This is a genomic window from Mycolicibacterium psychrotolerans (genome assembly GCF_010729305.1).
Taxonomy (GTDB): domain Bacteria; phylum Actinomycetota; class Actinomycetes; order Mycobacteriales; family Mycobacteriaceae; genus Mycobacterium; species Mycobacterium psychrotolerans.
The window spans coordinates 5,232,218-5,251,081 of record NZ_AP022574.1; the positions used below are offsets into that span (position 1 = coordinate 5,232,218).

Consider the following 18,864-nt stretch of genomic DNA (forward strand, 5'->3'; position numbering starts at 1 on the left):
CACCGTCGTCAAGCACTTTCCGCACGTGCGGTGTCAGCCCCTGCCGCCACCTATGCCGCCACCGCCACCGCCGCCTGGGCGGTTACCGGGCCGCCCCGGCTGGCCGATGTCGGGGCGGCCAGGTCTGCCGATGTCGGGTGGAGGTCCGGGCTCGGGCGGCGGCGGGTCGATGGCCAGCCCCAAGTCCCACGAGGAGCCGTCGTAGCAGTACCAGTCCTGTTCACACGGATACGGCACGAAGGGACCTGTGCCTGCTGCACCTCCGTTGTCGCAGACCGAGATCCCGTTCGTCTTGACGCAACCAGCCACAGCCATGGGTGCCGGGGCCACCGGCAGAACAGTCACGGCGGAGGCCACCAGAACCGGCGTGACCAACAGGGACAGCGAACGCATCCTCACTCCCTCCGCCGACGAGTACGGTCAAGCCAGGCGGCGACCGCGTCACTGATACGACGGTAGGAGGCGCGACCGCCCCGGACATCCCCCACAACGGGTGAAACGCCCAATCACGGCCCAAAGGGCCTGCCTTCGGGGTAATCTGCCCATCGCCTGGGGTCAGCGCCGAGGTCGGCCGTCCCTTGCGCCGTACCAGAGCGCTGACCCCAGGCCTCGTCAGCCGGCCGGTGTCAGCCGGCCGGTATCAGCCGCTGAGAAGCCCTACCCTCCTGGCCTCCGCCACGGCGGCACCCCGCGTGGACACACTGAGCTTTCGATAGATCGCCGTCGCCTGACTCTTGGCGGTTTCGCGGCCGATGACGAGTTCGTCGGCGATCTGCTGCAACGACATGTGGGTGGCCAGCAGCGGCAGCAACCGCAACTCCGCAGCCGTCAGCGGGTGGGCACTGCCAGCCACCATGGCCCGCACCCGGTCGACACGGGCAGACAGAGCGGTGGCGCCGGGTTCGCGACGACGGGCCCGTTCGGCGGCGTCGAGATGGGTGTCGAGTAGCTCCCGATCGCCCAACACCGCGGCGGTCCAGGACAGCAGGCCGTGCCCGAGCAGCGAAGTGCGCGCCGCCAGTCGACCCAGCCGTTCCAGGAGGCGCTCGGTCAACTCCACCGACTCGCGCGCCGCCGACGCGTCGCCGATCCGCGCGGCCATCACCGCGCTCACGGCGTAGACGACCACCATCGGCACAACGTCACACAGGTCGTACTTGTCGACGAGTGTCCGCGCGGCGTCGCTGCGTTCGATCGCGCCCGGATCGTCACCGGCTGCCAGGTCGAGCAGCGCCAGGTGCGCCAGAGCAGCTGCCTGGAATCCCGGCAGGTCCTCGGTTACCGGCAGCGCGGATTCGAGAAGCACCCGGGCGTGCTGCGTCCGACCGCGCATCGACTCGGCGGCGCCCTTCATCACCGTGGCCGCCCCCCACCACGGATTGACCAGGCTGTCGCCGGCGGCGCGGACGACGTCGGCATGCCGCACCACCTCATCGATACCACCGACCCCGACAAGCGAACCGATCAGTGCCGCAGCCACTTCCACCGACGGTGTGCCGTCGGCCAGCGGCTCTCCGCGGTCCGCTTGATGAGCCAGCATCAGCGACCGATGGATCGTGTCGGCATCGCCGGTGGTGACGCCGAGCCAGGCACGGGCGAGCGCCGCATCGGGATACTCGGCGAAGATCCGGGGTTCCAGCATCGCCAACCGACGCGCCAGCACCCCCGCCCGACCATCGAACCCGAGACGGGCCGCATCCCGGCCCACCAGTGCGGCCGCGCGGGGTCGATCGCCGGCGGCGACCGCGTGCACGAGGGCGCCGTCGATGTCGCCTTCCCGCTCCAACAGTTCCGCGGCCCGAATCGCCAACTCGCGGAAGCGGTTCGGCGCACGCGTCTGTATCCGGTTGCGCAATACGTCGGCGAAGAGCCGGTGATAGCGGAACCACACCCCGTACTGGTCGAGAAGGACGAGGAACGGGTTGCCCCCGCCGGCGAGCCTGTCGAGCATCTCGGCAGAGTCGTCGCGGTCGAGGATCACGTCGAGTTGTGCGGCGGAGAACCGCTCCAGCACAGCCGATTCCAGAAGGAACGTCACCGTGGGGGGATCGATCCGCTCGAGCACCTCCTCCACCAGGTAGTCGACCACCGGACCGCGCCTGCCGACGAGCGCGTCGACCGGCGCGCCGTCACGAAGAGCCATCGCGGCCAGCATGATCCCGGCCGGCCAACCCTCACAGAGCTCGGCGACCGCCGCGATGGCGTCGGCGCTGCGGTCCAGCCCGCTCACCGACACGAGTGCCGCGGTCGCCTCATCATCGGAGAACGTCAGCGCCGACGCGTCGATCTCCACGACGTCGTCGGTCAGTCGGCGCCGGGCCACTTCAAGGCCCGGGTTCGCGCGCCCGAGCACCGCGATGGTCGTGTGGGCGGGCGCGGCGGCGATCAGCGCCTGCAGGGCCTCGACGGAATCGGGCGCGGTCACATGATGGGCGTCGTCGAGAACGATCACCAGCGGACCCGCGGCTTCCATAGCCCCGGTCAGCGCGGGCAGCAGATGGGTGAGTGGGTCGCGGCCGGGGCCGCGCAGATAGCTCACCACAGCGCCTTCGACCGCCGCGGCCGTCGCGACGGCGGTTGCGATGTGCAGGAGCAGGTGCGCGGGATCATCGTCGAGATGGTCCATGCGCGCCCAGGCGAAGGGGCGGCTGTCGGCGTCGTCCCACAGCGCAACCGCACTGGTCTTGCCGTAACCGGCCGGCGCGGTCAGGATGGCCAGCTGTGCGCCGTCGGCGGACAGGCGGCGCAGCACGTCGGCGCGGGGCACCAGGGAGCCGCGGGTGCGTGGTCGCCCGATCGTGGCCGCCGGCACATCCGCCCGCCAGTCCCCTGCCACCACTTCAGCATCGTAGGCCTCCTAACTGCACGTTTGTGCCGGTTTACGGCACGTGCCGCCAATTGTCAGACCGGGTTGGCACCATGGACGACGTGCCCTCGACACCTGACCCGCTCTCCCGCTTCAGCGCGTTGACGCGCGAGTGGTTCGCGGGCACGTTCGTCGAGCCGACGCCGGCGCAGGCCCAGGCGTGGAACGCCATCGCCGACGGGCACAACACGCTGGTCATCGCCCCGACGGGATCCGGGAAGACCCTGGCCGCCTTTCTGTGGGCCATCGACGGTCTGGCCAGGTCACCGGCGTCCGAGCCCGCTACCCGGGTGCTGTACGTGTCGCCGCTCAAGGCTTTGGCCGTCGACGTCGAACGCAACCTGCGCACGCCGCTGACCGGGATCTCCCGCATCGCCGAACGCGGCGGACAGGAGCCGCCGAAGATCAGCGTCGGCGTCCGTTCCGGTGACACCACGCCCGCCAAACGCCGGGAGCTGATCACCAAGCCGCCGGACATCCTGATCACGACGCCGGAGTCGCTCTTCCTGATGCTGACCTCTGCCGCGCGGGAGACGCTGGCCGGCGTGCAGACCGTCATCGTCGACGAGGTGCACGCGGTGGCGGGCACCAAGCGCGGCGCCCATCTGGCGGTGTCGTTGGAGCGGCTCGACGCGATGCTCGAGCGGCCCGCGCAGCGCATCGGGCTCTCGGCCACAGTGCGTCCCCCCGAGGAGGTGGCCCGCTTCCTGTCGGGGGCGGCGCCGACGACGATCGTGGCGCCGCCAGCGGCGAAGACGTTCGACCTGACCGTGCAGGTTCCAGTGCCGGACATGGCCAACATGGAAAACAATTCGATCTGGCCCGACGTCGAGGAGCGCATCGTCGACCTGATCGAAGCGCACAACAGCTCGATCGTGTTCACGAACTCGCGGCGACTGGCCGAGCGCTTGACCGCCCGGCTCAACGAGATCCACGCCGAACGCAGCGGCATCGAATTGGGCGGCCCCAACCCGGGCGTGGCCGGCGGCGCGCCCGCCCATCTGATGGCCAGCGGGCAGTCCTACGGCGCCGAGCCGCTGCTGGCCCGGGCACACCACGGCTCGGTCAGCAAGGAGGCCCGCGCCGACGTCGAGGACGCGCTGAAGAGTGGGCGACTCAAGGCGGTCGTCGCGACATCGAGCCTTGAACTCGGCATCGACATGGGTGCGGTCGATCTGGTGATCCAGGTGGAGACCCCGCCGTCGGTGGCCAGCGGACTACAGCGCATCGGCCGGGCGGGCCACCAGGTCGGCGAGATCAGCCAGGGTGTGCTGTTCCCGAAACACCGCACCGACCTGATCGGGTGCGCGGTCAGCGTGCAGCGGATGCTTGCCGGGCAGATCGAGACCATGCGGGTGCCGGCCAACCCACTCGACGTGCTCGCGCAGCACACGGTGGCCGCCTGCGCACTGGAACCGATCAACGTCGAGGCGTGGTTCGACACCGTGCGGCGCAGCGCCCCGTTCGCGACGTTGCCGCGCAGCGCGTTCGAGGCGACGCTCGACCTGTTGTCCGGCAAGTACCCGTCCACCGAGTTCGCCGAACTGCGACCCCGCATCGTGTACGACCGCGACGCCGGAACGCTGACCGGACGTCCGGGCGCGCAGCGGCTGGCGGTCACCTCCGGCGGCGCCATCCCCGACCGGGGGATGTTCACGGTGTTCCTGGCCTCCAGCGCCGACTCCGAAAAGCCCTCCCGGGTCGGCGAACTCGACGAGGAGATGGTCTACGAGTCGCGCCCGGGCGATGTCATCTCGCTCGGTGCGACGAGCTGGCGGATCACCGAGATCACCCACGACCGGGTGCTCGTGATTCCCGCCCCCGGCGAGCCGGCACGGCTGCCGTTCTGGCGTGGCGACGGTGTCGGCCGGCCGGCCGAGCTGGGTGCCGCGATCGGCGCATTCAACGGCGAACTCGCCCGGCTCGACCGACCGGCGTTCGAATCTCGTTGTCAGGAAGTTGGATTCGATGCCTTCGCCACCGACAACCTGTGGCAGTTGATCGACGAGCAACGCAACGCGACGTCGGCCGTCCCATCCGATACCACGCTGGTGGTCGAGCGGTTCCGCGACGAACTCGGCGACTGGCGCATCATCCTGCATTCGCCGTACGGCCTGCGCGTGCACGGTCCGCTGGCGCTCGCGGTGGGCAAGCGGCTCTACGAGCGGTTCGGCATCGACGAGAAACCCACCGCCTCCGACGACGGAATCATCGTCCGACTGCCCGATACCGACGACACCGCCCCCGGCGCCGACATCTTCGTGTTCGACCCCGACGAGATCGAACCGTTGGTCACCACCGAGGTCAGCTCGTCGGCACTGTTCGCCTCGCGGTTCCGGGAATGCGCCGCCCGGGCGCTGCTGCTGCCCCGCCGTAATCCCGGCAAGCGATCCCCGCTGTGGCATCAGCGCCAACGCGCGGCGCAACTGCTCGACGTGGCGCGCAACTATCCCGACTTCCCCGTCGTCCTCGAAGCCGTCCGCGAGTGCCTGCAGGATGTCTACGACGTGCCGATGCTCACCGACCTGATGGCCCGCATCGCGCAGCGCCGGGTGCGTCTGCTGGAGGTCGAGACACCGACACCGTCCCCGTTCGCGGCATCACTGCTGTTCGGCTACGTCGGCGCGTTCATGTACGAGGGCGACAGCCCCCTGGCCGAACGGCGCGCCGCCGCACTGGCGTTGGATCCGACACTGCTGGCCGAGCTGCTGGGCCGCGTCGAACTGCGCGAACTGCTCGACGCCGACGTGGTGGCCAACACCACGCGCCAGCTTCAGCACCTGACGCCCGAACGGACGGTGCGCGACGCCGAGGGAGTCGCCGACCTGCTCCGCATGCTCGGTCCGCTGACCGCAGACGAGATCACCACGCGCTGCACAACCGACGACGTCGGCGGATGGCTGGAGGGGCTGCTGACCGCCAAACGGATCGTCAGCGTCTCCTACGCCGGGCAGACCTGGTGGGCCAGCGTCGAGGACATCGGGCGCCTGCGCGACGGCGTGGGGGTCGCGGTGCCGGTGGGCGTGCCGATCGCGTTCCTCGAGCCCGTCGTCGATCCGCTGGGCGAATTGCTGTCTCGATACGCCCGCACCCGGGGACCGTTCACGACCGGCGAGGCGGCGTCGCGGTTCGGGCTCGGGCTGCGGGTGGCGGCCGACGTGCTGGGCCGCCTCGCCTCCGACGGCAAGCTGGTCCGAGGTGAATTCACCGACACCCCGGTCGATTCGGGTGAGCAGTGGTGCGACGCCGAGGTGCTGCGGATTCTGCGCCGGCGTTCACTGGCCGCGCTGCGCGCCCAGATCGAGCCGGTCAGCACCGCAGCATTCGGCCGCTTCTTACCCGCATGGCAGCAACTGGGCAACGACAGGGTGTCCGGGGTCGACGGTTTGGCCTCGGTGATCGACCAGTTGGCGGGCGTGCCGGTGCCGGCGTCGGCGGTCGAGCCGCTGATCTTCGGGCAGCGGGTGCGCGACTATCAGCCCGGCATGCTCGACGAGCTGCTGGCGTCCGGCGAGGTGCTGTGGTCGGGGGCCGGCGCGCTGTCGTCGGCCGACGGCTGGGTCGCCTTCCATCCCGCCGACACCGCGCCGCTCTCGCTCGCCCCGCACGGCGAACTCGATCTCACCGACACCCACCACGCGATCCTCGGCGCGCTCAGCGGCGGTGGCGCATATTTCTTCCGGCAACTCACCGTCGACGGGGTCAGCACCGAGTCGCTCAAAGAAGCACTGTGGCAGCTGATCTGGGCCGGCTATGTCGGCGGCGACACGTTCGCCCCGGTGCGCGCGCTGCTGGCGGGCACCCGCGGCTCCGGCACCCGCCGCACCGCTGCACCATCGCACCGGCACCGGCGGGCGCCGCGGTTGAGCCGCTACAGCATCAGCACAGCCGGGCTGGGCGCGCACCGCGACACCGATCCGACGGTGGCGGGCCGGTGGGCCGCGCTTCCGACGGCGGAGGTGGACACCACCGTGCGGGCGTCGTACCAGGCAGACCAGCTGTTGGCCCGGCACGGCGTGCTCACCAAAGGCGCCGTCGCCGCGGAGAACATCGCCGGCGGATTCGCGTCGATGTACAAGGTGCTGACCACGATGGAGGAAGCGGGGCGTTGTCAGCGCGGCTATTTCGTCGAATCGCTGGGCGGTGCGCAGTTCGCGACCGCGAGCACCGTCGACCGGCTGCGCAGCCACGCCGACAGCATCGACGACAAACAGCAGAACCTGCGGGCGATCGCCCTGGCAGCCACCGACCCGGCCAACCCGTTCGGGGCAGCGCTGACCTGGCCGGCCCTGGGCGAAGCCGCACACCGGCCGGGCCGCAAAGCGGGCGCGCTGGTGGTGCTCGTCGACGGGGAACTGGCGTGGTTCGTCGAGCGCGGTGGCCGGTCACTGCTGAGCTTCACCGATGACGCCGAGGTACACAACGCCGCCGCCGCCGCACTGGCGGAACTGGTCACCCGGCAACGTGTTCCGGCTCTTCTGGTCGAGCGCATCGACGGCGTTCCGGTGCTCGAGAGCCGAGACTCGCTTGCCGCCGAGTCGCTGGTGCACGCTGGATTCTCCAGGACGCCGCGCGGGTTGCGGCTGCGCTGATGCCCGAGGGTGACACCGTCTTCCGCACCGCCCACAAGCTTCGCCAAGCGCTGGAGGGCAAGACACTGACGCGCTGCGACGTCCGCGTCCCCCGCTACGCCGCGGTCGATCTGAGTGGACAGGTGGTCGACGAGGTGCTCAGCCGCGGCAAGCATCTGTTCATCAGGGTCGGGGAGGCCAGCATCCATTCGCACCTGAAGATGGACGGGGCGTGGGTGATCGGCCGGGTTCGGGTGCCGGCGTACAAGATCCGCATCGTGCTCGGGACGGCCGACGCCGTGGCATCGGGCATCGACCTCGGCGTGCTCGAGGTCCTCGAACGCGCACACGACATGGAGGCTGTCGCACATCTGGGGCCCGACCTGCTGGGTGGTGACTGGTCGGCGGAGGCGGCGAAGACCGCGGCGTTGAACCTGGTGGCCGACCCGGCGCGGCCGGTGGCCGAGGCGCTGCTCGACCAGCGGGTGATGGCGGGCGTGGGCAACGTGTACGCCAACGAGATGTCGTTCGTGTTCGGGCTGCGGCCCACCACGCCCGTCGGTGAGCTCACCGATCCGCTGCGGGTCGTCACCCGGGCTCAGCAGATGTTGTGGCTCAACCGGTTACGCATCAACCGAACGACCACCGGCAACACCCGGCCCGGCCAGGACGTCTGGGTGTACGGGCGCGCCGGACTGCCGTGCCGGCGCTGCGGCACGCGCATCGAGACCGACAAGGACGGCGACCGCGTCACCTACTGGTGCCCCACCTGCCAGCGCTGATCTGCGCCGAAACTGTATTCCACGCGCTCACCTGGGGATAACTCACGCGCCACAGGCAATCTCGGCGAATACTGTCGCACACCTGGTCGACGATGCGGACATGAACACCATCCTCATCGGGACCGAGGCCGTCGCACACGGCGTCGTCACGAGCCACCAACTTCGCAGTCGTTACCGACCGATCTTTCCCAACGTTCACGCGCCGGCCGGCGTTGAGCCCACGCTGCGGGACCGTACCGAAGGCGCTTGGCTCTGGACCAGGCGCACCGGCATCATCACCGGGCTGGCGGCGTCGGCGCTGCACGGGGCGCGCTGGGTCGACGGTGACGTCGACATCGAGATGATCTACTGCTGTACCCGGCCGCCGCGCGGCATCGTCGCCCGCAACGAACGCATCGCCGGTGACGAGTGGCGGCGGCGCGGCGGGCTCGCCGTCACCACCCCCGCACGAACCGCCTTCGATCTCGGCCGCTTTCAGCGCTACGACGCGCTCGCACGCCTCGATGCGCTGATGCGCGCGCAGCCCTTCTCGGTGGCCGACGTCATGATGCTGACAGAGCGCTACCGAGGTACCCGGGGCGTTGCAAGACTCAAGGCAGTCCTGCCCTACGTTGACGGGGGCGCCGAGTCACCGCGAGAATCCTGGTGGCGACGGCTCGTCATCGACGCAGGCTTCCCAGTTCCCCGGACCCAGATCCGCGTCGTCGACGATGACGGCAGACATGTCCGATTCCTCGACTTCGGTTGGCGCGACTACGGCGTCGCGATCGAGTACGACGGGGAACAGCACCAGTCCGACCGCGCGCAGTACCTCAAGGATCGGATGGTGATGCCAGTGCTGCGGCGGCTGGGCTGGCACGTGCTCGGCGTGGTGCGGGAAGACAATCCCATTCACGTCATCGGGGAGCTCCGCGAGGTGATGACCGCCCGTGGGTGGTGGGGCACCGTGCAGATTCCGCGCTACGCGTACGCCTACGCGCAACGAAGCGCCGAAACTGCATTCCGCGCGACGATATCGGCGTAATCCACGCGTGGAATACAGTTTCGGCGGTCAGCCGGCGGCACCGTCGGCGACCGCCTGCACCGCGGCGTGATGCGCCAGCGCGCGTTCGGTGTCCGGATCGACGGGCTGCAGGTCGAAGACCACCCGATGGACCGTACCGGTGAAGGCATACGGCGCCTTGTCCTCATAGGCGCGGTCCACCACCAACCCGTTGTCCCGGCCGACATCAAGGCCCGCGTACGACGAGAACGCGACCGGCACGGTTTTGGGCATGTCCCCTTCGCCGATAACGTCGTCGCCGGCGAACAACGTCACGTGACCGCCCGAGCCGGGCACCGGTTGGGCGATCTCGAACAGCATGCGCACCGTCACGTCTCCGGTGGGGATCGGCGTCGTGGAAGCCTGCCGGTAGGTCTCCACCCCGAGCATCGAATAGGTGTGATGCAGCAGCCCGTCGCCGTCGACCCACAACGCGTACCCGCCGATGAAGTCGGCGTTGGCCACCAGCACGCCCTCCGCGCCGCCCGCGGGCACGTGAAGGTCGGCGCTGATCTCATAGGACCGGCCCTGGATGCGCGGCGACATGCCGCGCTGGATGTTCTGCACCCCGCCCTGATAGGCGAACCGGGTGACCGGCGGCAGCGGCGGCAGATCCCCCAACAACACCGACATGCCGCCCAGCAACGGCAGCACCTGATTGCGTTCGGCCTCGGCCCACCATAGCGCGACCAGTTCGGCGACCTTGTCGGGATGCTGGTCGGCCAGGTCGTGAGCCTGGGAGAAATCGTCGGGAAGGTGGTAGAGCTCCCACACGTCGTCGTCGGGATCATAGGAACTGTCCGGGCCGAAGCGGCCCAACGTCTGCGGCGAGAAGTCCCACGGCGCCTTGTCCAGTCGGGTGCAGGCCCACCACCCGTCGGCATAAATCGCGCGGCTGCCGAACATCTCGAAGTACTGCACGGTGCGGTGCTCGGGCGCGGCACCGTCGCTCAGGCTCGTCGCAAAGCTCGTGCCGTCCAGTTGCTCCTGAGCGAAACCGTCGACGCTGTCCGGCGCAGGGATACCGATCAGGTCGAGCACGGTCGGCGCGATGTCGATGCAGTGGGTGAACTGAGTCCTGGGGGTCGCGTCGGCGCTGATGCGCCCCGGCCAGTGCACCACCATGGGGTCGCGGGTGCCGCCGAGGTGACTGGCCATCTGCTTACCCCACTGAAACGGCGTGTTGTTCGCGTGCGCCCACGCCGCGGCGAAGTGCGGGGCGGTGTGCTCGCCGCCGAGCGCCTCGATACCGCCGTACTCCTCGATGAGCCTCAGCTGATCCTCGGCTTCCAGCACGACGCCGTTGAGGAACGTCATCTCGTTGAACGAGCCGGTGATGGTGCCCTCCATCGAGGCGCCGTTGTCGCCCCAGATGTAGAACACCAGTGTGTTGTCGAGATCGCCGAGCGCCTCGATCCCATCGATCAACCGGCCCACGTTCCAGTCGGCGTTCTCACTGAACCCGGCGAACACCTCCATCTGCCGCGCGTAGAGCCTGCGCTGGCCGTCGGTGAGGCTGTCCCACGCCGGGAAAAGATCCGGCCGCGGCGTCAGCTCAGTGTCCGGCGGCACGATGCCGAGATCCTTCTGACGCTGTAATGTCCTGTCGCGGTATGTGTCCCAGCCCTCGTCGAATTGGCCGCGGTACTTGTCCGCCCATTCGGCGAAGACGTGGTGGGGGGCGTGGGTGGCACCGGTGGAGTAGTACATCATCCACGGCTTGGCGGGATCCTGCGCACGAACCGCGTTCAGCCACTCGACGGCCTTGTCGGTCAGATCGTCCGGGAAGTAGTACGGCCGTCCGTCGCGGCCTTCGGTCGGCACACCGAGGACGCCGTTGTCCTGGGTGATGATCGGGTCGTACTGTCCGGCAGCTCCGGACAGGAAACCCCACCAGTGGTCGAAGCCCCATCCGTGGGGCCACCGATCGAACGGACCGGCCGCGCCCTGGACGTTGTCGGGCGTGAGGTGCCACTTGCCGAACCCGCCGGTGACGTAGCCGTTGTCCCGCAGAACGCGAGGCAGCGGGGCGATACTGCGGGGCAGTGCCGATGAGTACCCCGGATACGGGCCCGGGTACTCGGCGATGGAACCGAACCCGCAGCGGTGGTGGTTGCGTCCGGTGAGCAGCGCGGCGCGGGTCGGCGAGCACACCGCCGTCACGTGGAAGCGGTTGTAGATCAACCCGTTCTCGGCGAGTCGGCTCAGCGTGGGGGTGTTGATCTCTCCACCGAAGGTCATGGGACCGCCGAAGCCCGCGTCGTCGATGAGGACGATGAGCACGTTGGGCGCGCCCGGCGGCGGCGTGACGGGCGCGAGCATCGACCAGTCGCCTCGGGATTCGGCGAGCGTGCGCGCGGCGACCCCACCGAAACGGGGATCGGCGATCGGAAGACGGGTGCGATCGGGCCAGGCCATGGCCACCTCCTTGCTAGAGCGGCGGCGCAGACGCGCCCTCCGCTCACAGTCTGGCCCCCCTGGGCGACCAAAAACGCCGAAACTGCATTCCGCGCGCGATATCGGCGTAATCGACGCGTGGAATACAGTTTCGGCGCAAGGGGGCTAGTTCCAGGGCATCGCGAGCTTGACGATCTTGCGGACCACGGTCGCGAACTGCCGCGGCAGCGGACCGCTGTTGTAGGGCACGCCGTAGCGCTCGCAGATGTCGCGCACCTTCGGCGCGATCTCTGCGTGCCGGAACGCCGGGATGTCCGGGAACAGGTGATGCTCGATCTGGAAGCTCAAGTTGCCGCTGAGGATGTGGAACAGCTTGCCGCCGGTCAAGTTCGCCGAACCGAGCACCTGGCGGAAGTACCACTGCCCGCGCGTCTCGGCCTTCGTCTCCTCGATCGAGAACTCCTGCACGTCCTCCGGGAAGTGCCCGCAGAAGATGATCATGTAGGCCCACACGTTGCGCATCAGGTTCGCGGTGAGATTGCCCGCGAACACCCACGGCGCGAAGGGACCGGCCAGCAACGGGAAGGCCACGTAGTCCTTGAGCGTCTGCCGCTTGGTCTTACGCCAGATGCCCTCGAGGATGTCCCGCTTGTCGGCGATGCTGATCTCACCGGCGCGAATGCGCTCGGTCTCCAACTCGTGCAGCGCGACACCGTACTGGAACAGCACCATCAGCAGGAACGCGTACACCGGGTTGCCCAGGAAGTAGGGCGTCCACTTCTGGTCGGGGCTCATCCGCAGGATGCCGTAGCCCACGTCGCGGTCCATCCCGACGATGTTGGTGTAGGTGTGGTGCATGTAGTTGTGCGAATGGCGCCACTGCTCGGCGGGGCAGGCGGTGTCCCATTCGAAGCCACGCGACGAGATGGCCGGATCACCCATCCAGTCGTACTGGCCGTGCATGACGTTGTGGCCGATCTCCATGTTGTCGATGATCTTCGACAGACCCAGCATCGCGGTGCCGGCCAGCCAGAACGGCGGGAAGATGCCGCCGAACAGCAGTGCGCGACCACCGATCTCGAGTCCGCGCTGCGCCTTGATCATGCGGCGGATGTAGGTCGCGTCGCGCTCGCCGAGGTCGGCGATGACGCTCTCCTTGAGCGCGTCGAGTTCGCGACCGAACGCCTCGGCCTGCTCGGGGGTCAGCGTGACCGTGCGTCCGCCGACCGTCTTCGTCAGCGTCTTGGCCTGGGTGGTGGTGGTGTCCAAAGTCTCGGTCATCTCGGTTCCTCTCTCGGAGCGTGATGTTCTGGGTTCGGGGTTCTCAGAGCGCGATATCGACGTCACCGACCGGGGCGGACACGCAGATCTGCACGTCCTCCTCCTCGGGTGACGACACCGCGCCTGTGACGACGTTGCGCACCACGCCGCTGGTCTTGCGTCGCGTGCAGGAGAAGCAGATGCCCATGCGGCAGCCGCTCTCGGGAGTCAGGCCAGCGTCCTCGGCCTGGTTGAGCAGCGGCCGGCCGTCGTCGGTGACGGCCACCCCGCTGTCGCTGAACGTGACCTGCCCGCCGGAGGACTCGCCGTCGAAGACCGGCGGCACGAAGCTCTCGTACTCGGCGGCGGGGAACAACTCGCGGACCGCGTCCACCAGCGCAGGCGGCCCGCAGACGTAGACCGCCTCGGGATCCGCGATCGGCAGGTGGTCGGTGGCGAACCGGCCGGACAGCTCCGATCCGGTCGTCTCGCGCGTGTAACCATGGCGGACAGTCACATTCGGCATGGTCGAGGCGATCTCGGCGAGTTCGCCTCGATAGCAGGCCTCCTGAGCCGATCGCGCGTAGTGCACGAACGCGACCTCCCCTCGATGGCCGCGTGCGCGCAGCGTCCGCAGCATGGACATCACCGGCGTGATGCCGCTGCCGCCGGAGACGAGCAGAATCCGCTCCGGCAGTCGCTGCGGGAGGGTGAACTCCCCGGCCACCGAATCCAGGCCGACGATCATGCCGGGCCGGGCATGGTCGAAGAGATAGGTGGAGACCAGTCCGCCGTCGTGGCGGCCGACAGTCAACTCGATGTGTCGGTCGGTCTCGGCGTTGGCCGGCGAGTAGGGCCGCGTTCGGCGGCGACCGTCGATCTCTACCGAGAGGTTGATGTGCTGGCCGGCCCGGAACCCGGAGAACGCACGGTTGGGTGCGAGGGTCAACGTCACGCTGCGCGGCGTGGTGCGGCGCACCGCGAGGACCCGGGCGCGGGCCTGACCGCGCGTCCAGGTCGGGTCGACCAGTTCGGTGTAGCGGTCGACGCCGTGCGGACCCGTGAGCAGATCCAGCAGCCCCGACCGTCGCACCCGCGTGGTCAACGTTTCAGTGAACATATGTACACCATTCGACAATCGACCGTCCGGTGTCAATGGATGTGTGCAGGTTGTGGTATGTTTCACAACCAGTGAACAGTCGTACGCCCAGATCACACTCGGATCGTCCGGGGAGGTCGAGCAGGTCGCGCGATTCGTCCCGGACCAGGGACAGCGACAGATCCGGCCTGACCCGCGAGCAGCGCAAGGAAGCCACCCGCCGCGCAATCGTCGACGCGGCGCTGCACCTGCTCGCCGAGCGCAGCTTCAGCGCCCTGAGCCTGCGCGAGGTGACCCGCGAGGCCGGGATCGTGCCCGCCGCGTTCTACCGCCACTTCGAGTCGATGGAAGCACTCGGCCTTGTGCTCATCGACGAGTCGTTCCGCAGCCTGCGCGACATGCTGCGCGGCGCGCGCGCCGGCAAGTTCGATCCGAACCGGGTGATCGAGTCGTCGGTCGACATCCTCATCGACGGCGTGCAGGAACGCCGCGAGCACTGGTTGTTCATCGGCCGGGAACGCAACAGCGGCGTCATGGTGCTGCGCTACGCGATCCGCACCGAGATCCGGCTGATCACCTCCGAACTCGCCATCGACCTCGCCCGCTTGCCCGGGCTGAACACCTGGAGCGGTGAGGACCTCAACATCCTGGCCAGCGTGTTCGTCAACTCGATGATCGTCATCGCCGAGTCGCTCGAGGACACCACCGACCCGGCGACCGTCGACGAGATCCGTCGCATCGCCATCAAACAGCTGCGGATGATCACCATCGGAGTGGCCGACTGGCGCAGCAGCTAGCGTGACGGGCATGGCGGCTGTTCTGGAAGTGACACACCCCCTGCCCGAGATCGCGGTGCTGACCCTCAACCGGCCCGACAAACTCAACGCACTGTCCTACAAGCTCGTCGAAGCGCTGCACGCCGAACTCGACGCCCTTGCAGCCGACAACGCGTGCCGGGTGGTGGTGCTGACCGGTGCCGGTCGCGGCTTCTGCTCCGGCCTGGATCTGGGCGCCCCCAGTCCCGACGAGGCAGGCGGCGGCACCGAGTTCCCCCGCTCGGGCATGCGCTGGCAGGAACGCATCGCCGACCTCACCGCGAAGATCCACCGGTTACGCCAACCGGTGATCGCGGCCGTCAACGGCGTGGCCTACGGCGGCGGGCTGGGCATCGCCGCGGCCTGCGACATCCGCATAGCGAGCCCGTCGGCACGGTTCTGCACCCAGTTCATCAAGCTCGGGCTGGGCGGCTGCGACATCGGTGTCAGCTACACACTGCCCCGGATCATCGGCGCCGGACCGGCGTTCGACTTGATCCTCACCGCCCGCGCCGTCGACGCCGACGAGGCGCTGCGCCTCGGGCTGGTGTCCCGGATCGCCGACTCCCCCACCGACGAGGCGCTGGCAATTGCCGAGACACTTTGCGGCTACGGCAAATTCGGCGTCGAGTCGACCAAGCAGGTGCTGTGGGCCAACCTCGACGCGGGCAGCCTCGAGGCGGCGCTGCACCTGGAGAACCGCAGCCAGATCCTGGCGTCGACGAGCGGCGAGATGCGCGAGGCGGCTGCGAAAGTGCTGCGCAAATCCTGACGCCGAGATTGCATCCTGCGCGGGAAATCCGAGGAGAAGTCCGCGTGGAATACAGTTTCGGCGGGAATCGGGGACGGGCTAGCGCGGGGTGCCGCCTCCGTCGACCATGATCACCTGGCCCGTCATGTAGCTGCCAGCGTCCGACGTCAAAAGCAATGCCGCGCCGACCATTTCGTCGGCCGTGGCGAGTCGGCGCATCAGCGTCCCGCTGACCATCCCGTCGATCGCCTCCTGCGGGTTCTTGCGCATCATGTCGGTGTCGACGGGTCCCGGCGCCAGCGCGTTGACGCGGATGCCGTCGTGCACCAGCTCGGCGGCCATCGACCGGGTGAACGACATCATCGCCGCCTTCATCGACGCGTAGATCGCCAACATCGGCGCGAAGATGAACGCCCCGATCGACACCATGTTCAGGATTGCGGCGTGCTCGCTCACCTTCAGATGCGGCAGCGCGGCCTGCACCAGGAACACCGGGCCACGCAGATTCACGTCGAACGACTTCGTCAGCCCGTCGACCGTCATCTGCTCCAGCGGCTGCGCCAGCGGGTTCGCGGCGTTGTTGACCAGCACGTCCAGCCCGCCGAACTCGGCGACCGTGCGGTCGACCAGCGCGCCGAGATCGTCGACCTCACCGAGATGGGTGGGGATCCCGATCGCCTCCCCGCCGAGTTCCCGCAGATGGGCCGCAGCGCGCTCGCACGCGTCGGCCTTGCGGCTGGCCACGGCCACCCGGGCGCCGGCCAGTACGTAGCCCTCCGCCAGGGCGAGCCCGATGCCGCGGGTGCCGCCGGTGACGATCACCGTGCGGCCGGTCATGTCGAACAGCCGGTCGAACGAGGAGCGATCCACTACACGCACCCGCTGACGCTGATCCGCCGCCCGACGTCGGCGCAGACGGCGACGTTCGGCGCATAGGCCACGGGCGGCGGCGGTGGTGGCGGAGGCGGAGGAGGCGGTGGCGGTGGCGGTGGCGCGTCAGAAGGCGGCGGCGCCCCGGGCGGCGGTGGTGGCGGAGGCGGCGGTGGCGGCGGCGGGTATTCCAGCACGTCGTTGAGTTCGTACAGCGGATCGGAGCAGCCGGTGACGTCGACGTGCACGCCGCCGACTGATCCGCAGATGGCTTGCGCGGAGGGCGCCGGCACGAGCGCGGAGCCCGCACCCATGATCACTGCAGTCGCGACGAGCCAGGTGATGCGCACGCATACTCCTTCTCCCCCGCGGCGGACCCGCGGACACGCGTCGATTGTGGCAGCCGGCGCATCGTCTGCGCGGCTGAACACGCCCGGCGGGAAGAGACGGTAGCGGCGACGACCCACGTGCGGTGATTTGCCAGCGCACTGCGCTCGCGCATCGGCGCTCGGCGTCTGCACAGTACACGGGTATTGCGTCAGGGTCGGCGCCAGTAGGGCCGGAGTAGCGGTTGGACGGGCCGCCCGAGCAAAGGTCGATCTTCCGACATTTTTGACAGAATCCCTCGTGAGGAACTGTTTGATGACATCAACGATTCACGCAGCGAACTCCCTGACGATGTCGTACATTTCGGGGGTGCGCAGCGTTCCCGCGCACAGTGTGCGTTCAGATCGCAATCGCGCGTCGCAGTCCGAGGGGAGTTGCGATCTGAGCGCACACTAGGAGTCTGCTGAATTAATCCCGCGTGCCGGGGTGGGTTGTACTGGGGTTTTGGGGACAATTGGTGGGTGCAGGGTCGTTCTGATGATCAGCGTGAGTTGTTGGATGCCGAATCAGTAGCGGGGCATCTTCTGAAGTCCGACAGTGTGTTTGCGTTCCTGGCCACGCATCGGTCGGAGTTGTTTCCCGAGGAGATGTTCGCCGATCTGTTTCCCTCGCGCCGTGGCCGGCCGAGTGTTCCTGCTGAAGTGATGGCCAGTGTGATCACCTTGCAGGCCCTGCATGGCTTGTCCGATAACGAGACCGTGGACGCGGTGACCTTCGATCTGCGGTGGAAGGCGGCCTGCGGGCTGCCGATCACCGAGGCTGCGTTCCATTCGACGACGTTGACGTATTGGCGGCGGCGGCTGGCGGGTTCGCAGCGCCCGAACCGGATCTTCGAGGCGGTCAGGGCGGTGGTCGCAGCGACTGGGGTGTTGGCAGGACGGACGCGGCGGGCGTTAGATTCCACGGTCCTCGACGATGCGGTCGCCACGCAGGACACCGTGACACAGTTGATCGCCGCGATCCGGCGGGTCCGCCGGGAGGTCGGCGGTGCGGTCGAGGTCGTCGAGGTTCATTGCACCGCTCACGACTACGACGATGCGGGAAAGCCGGCGATCGCGTGGGATGACAAGACCGCTCGCGAGCTGCTGGTCGACGGACTGGTCGGGGATGCGCACCGGCTGCTCGGGCATCTGCCCGAGCAAAATCTCGGGCCCCGCGCAGCGGAGGCGGTCGCGTTGTTGGCGCTGCTCAGCGGCCAGGATGTCGAACCCGTCGAGGGCTCTGACGGCACCGACGGGCAGTGGCGCATCGCTCGGCAGGTGGCCTCGGATCGAGTGATCTCCACCGTCGACCCCGAAAGTCGCCACGTGCACAAGTCGGTGCACCGTCGCCAGGACGGGTTCAAGGCCCACATCGCCGTGGAACCCGAGACCGGAATCATCACCGATTGCGCGTTGCGCCGCGCCAACGGAACCGCCGATAGTGAGGCCACCGTCGCAGCGGATCTGCTCGAAGCCGAAAGCGGCCCGGTCGCGGTCCTGGCCGATTCGGCATACGGATCCGGGCAGTTCCGCGCTCATCTGGTCGAGCGCGGCTACCGCGACGTGGTCAAGCCCGCGCCGGTGCGTCCAGCGGTTCCCGGTGGGTTCACCGTCGACGACTTCACCGTCGATCACGCGCGAGCACAGGTGACCTGCCCGGCGGGTGTGACCCGTTCCCTCACAGCGGCCGGCAATGCGGTGTTCGGTATCGCGTGCGCCGACTGTGTTCTGCGGGCCCGCTGCACCGCCGCGATCGACGGCAAGACACTGAAGGTGCGACCGCACGACGCGCTGCAACGACAAGCCCGCCGCCGAGCCCGGGATCCATTGTGGATCAACGAGTATCGACAACATCGCCCCATGGTGGAGCGTTCGATCGCGTGGCTGACTCGAGGCAACCGCAAAGTCCGATACCGTGGCGTGGCGAAAAACGATCACTGGCTGCACCATCGCAGCGCCGCGTTGAATCTGTGCCGCCTGCTCACCATGGGCCTGACCCACACCGGCACCGCCTGGGCGCTGGCCTGAGGCCGACACAAACCA

The 18,864-nt window shown here is 68.6% G+C and carries 13 protein-coding genes; 6 read left to right on the forward strand and 7 right to left on the reverse strand.

The features are described 5' to 3' along the window. Positions 1–33: 33 nt before the first annotated feature. Positions 34–393 carry a hypothetical protein gene (locus G6N45_RS25305; protein WP_246228795.1) on the reverse strand — a complete coding sequence of 120 codons (360 nt, stop codon included), beginning with the start codon at positions 391–393 and terminating at the stop codon, positions 34–36. A 247-nt stretch (positions 394–640) separates the two neighbouring features. Next, positions 641–2,839: a winged helix-turn-helix domain-containing protein gene (locus tag G6N45_RS25310; RefSeq protein WP_163726362.1), complete on the reverse strand. Its 2,199-nt coding sequence runs from the start codon at positions 2,837–2,839 to the stop codon at positions 641–643. A gap of 80 nt (positions 2,840–2,919) precedes the next feature. Between G6N45_RS25310 and G6N45_RS25315 the strand changes: the two genes are divergently transcribed. From G6N45_RS25315 to G6N45_RS25325, 3 genes are all read left to right on the forward strand, one after another. Then, on the forward strand, positions 2,920–7,458 hold the full coding sequence (locus G6N45_RS25315) for an ATP-dependent helicase (protein ID WP_163726365.1): 4,539 nt from the start codon (positions 2,920–2,922) through the stop codon (positions 7,456–7,458). Next, positions 7,458–8,219, forward strand: a complete 762-nt coding sequence (gene nei2, locus G6N45_RS25320; protein ID WP_163726367.1) for an endonuclease VIII Nei2 — start codon at positions 7,458–7,460, stop codon at positions 8,217–8,219. The genes G6N45_RS25315 and nei2 overlap by 1 nt, the downstream gene beginning before the upstream one ends. A 100-nt stretch (positions 8,220–8,319) precedes the next feature. Next, positions 8,320–9,243 (forward strand): type IV toxin-antitoxin system AbiEi family antitoxin, encoded by a 924-nt coding sequence (locus G6N45_RS25325; protein WP_163726371.1) that lies wholly within the window; start codon positions 8,320–8,322, stop codon positions 9,241–9,243. Positions 9,244–9,270: 27 nt separating this feature from the next. Here the strand turns inward: G6N45_RS25325 and G6N45_RS25330 are convergent, their stop codons facing one another. The 3 genes from G6N45_RS25330 to G6N45_RS25340 all read right to left on the reverse strand — a co-directional run bounded on the left by G6N45_RS25330 (position 9,271) and on the right by G6N45_RS25340 (position 14,038). Continuing rightward, positions 9,271–11,679 carry an arylsulfatase gene (locus tag G6N45_RS25330; protein WP_163726374.1) on the reverse strand — a complete coding sequence of 803 codons (2,409 nt, stop codon included), beginning with the start codon at positions 11,677–11,679 and terminating at the stop codon, positions 9,271–9,273. Between the two features lie 144 nt (positions 11,680–11,823). Then, entirely contained in the window at positions 11,824–12,939 is a 1,116-nt protein-coding gene (locus tag G6N45_RS25335) for a fatty acid desaturase family protein (RefSeq protein WP_163726377.1), read from the reverse strand. Positions 12,940–12,982: 43 nt separating this feature from the next. Then, positions 12,983–14,038, reverse strand: a complete 1,056-nt coding sequence (locus G6N45_RS25340) for a ferredoxin reductase (protein ID WP_163726380.1) — start codon at positions 14,036–14,038, stop codon at positions 12,983–12,985. A 71-nt stretch (positions 14,039–14,109) separates the two neighbouring features. Between G6N45_RS25340 and G6N45_RS25345 the strand changes: the two genes are divergently transcribed. Together G6N45_RS25345 and G6N45_RS25350 are read left to right on the forward strand one after the other, a co-directional pair. Then, positions 14,110–14,814, forward strand: coding sequence for a TetR family transcriptional regulator (locus tag G6N45_RS25345; RefSeq protein ID WP_163726383.1), 705 nt, complete (start codon positions 14,110–14,112; stop codon positions 14,812–14,814). Positions 14,815–14,824: 10 nt separating this feature from the next. Continuing rightward, a complete protein-coding gene (locus G6N45_RS25350; RefSeq protein WP_163726387.1) occupies positions 14,825–15,604 on the forward strand; it encodes an enoyl-CoA hydratase/isomerase family protein in 780 nt (259 codons plus the stop codon). A gap of 78 nt (positions 15,605–15,682) precedes the next feature. Here G6N45_RS25350 and G6N45_RS25355 read toward each other — a convergent pair whose 3' ends face one another. After that, a complete protein-coding gene (locus G6N45_RS25355) occupies positions 15,683–16,453 on the reverse strand; it encodes an SDR family NAD(P)-dependent oxidoreductase (protein ID WP_163729088.1) in 771 nt (256 codons plus the stop codon). Further along, positions 16,453–16,803, reverse strand: a complete 351-nt coding sequence (locus tag G6N45_RS25360) for an RNA-binding protein (protein WP_163726389.1) — start codon at positions 16,801–16,803, stop codon at positions 16,453–16,455. The genes G6N45_RS25355 and G6N45_RS25360 overlap by 1 nt, the downstream gene beginning before the upstream one ends. 498 nt (positions 16,804–17,301) lie before the next feature. On the opposite strand from G6N45_RS25360, the gene G6N45_RS25365 reads away from it, so the two are divergent. After that, on the forward strand, positions 17,302–18,849 hold the full coding sequence (locus G6N45_RS25365; protein WP_163726391.1) for an IS1182 family transposase: 1,548 nt from the start codon (positions 17,302–17,304) through the stop codon (positions 18,847–18,849). The last annotated feature ends 15 nt before the right edge of the window (positions 18,850–18,864 follow it).

Bases quoted from the DNA above. Each gene is read 5' to 3' on its own strand.
- G6N45_RS25315 (WP_163726365.1), top strand. From the start codon at position 2,920: ATGGACGACGTGCCCTCGACACCTGACCCGCTCTCCCGCTTCAGCGCG.
- nei2 (WP_163726367.1), top strand. From the start codon at position 7,458: ATGCCCGAGGGTGACACCGTCTTCCGCACCGCCCACAAGCTTCGCCAA.
- G6N45_RS25305 (WP_246228795.1), bottom strand. From the start codon at position 393: ATGCGTTCGCTGTCCCTGTTGGTCACGCCGGTTCTGGTGGCCTCCGCC.
- G6N45_RS25340 (WP_163726380.1), bottom strand. From the start codon at position 14,038: ATGTTCACTGAAACGTTGACCACGCGGGTGCGACGGTCGGGGCTGCTG.
- G6N45_RS25350 (WP_163726387.1), top strand. From the start codon at position 14,825: ATGGCGGCTGTTCTGGAAGTGACACACCCCCTGCCCGAGATCGCGGTG.
- G6N45_RS25330 (WP_163726374.1), bottom strand. From the start codon at position 11,679: ATGGCCTGGCCCGATCGCACCCGTCTTCCGATCGCCGATCCCCGTTTC.
- G6N45_RS25335 (WP_163726377.1), bottom strand. From the start codon at position 12,939: ATGACCGAGACTTTGGACACCACCACCACCCAGGCCAAGACGCTGACG.
- G6N45_RS25325 (WP_163726371.1), top strand. From the start codon at position 8,320: ATGAACACCATCCTCATCGGGACCGAGGCCGTCGCACACGGCGTCGTC.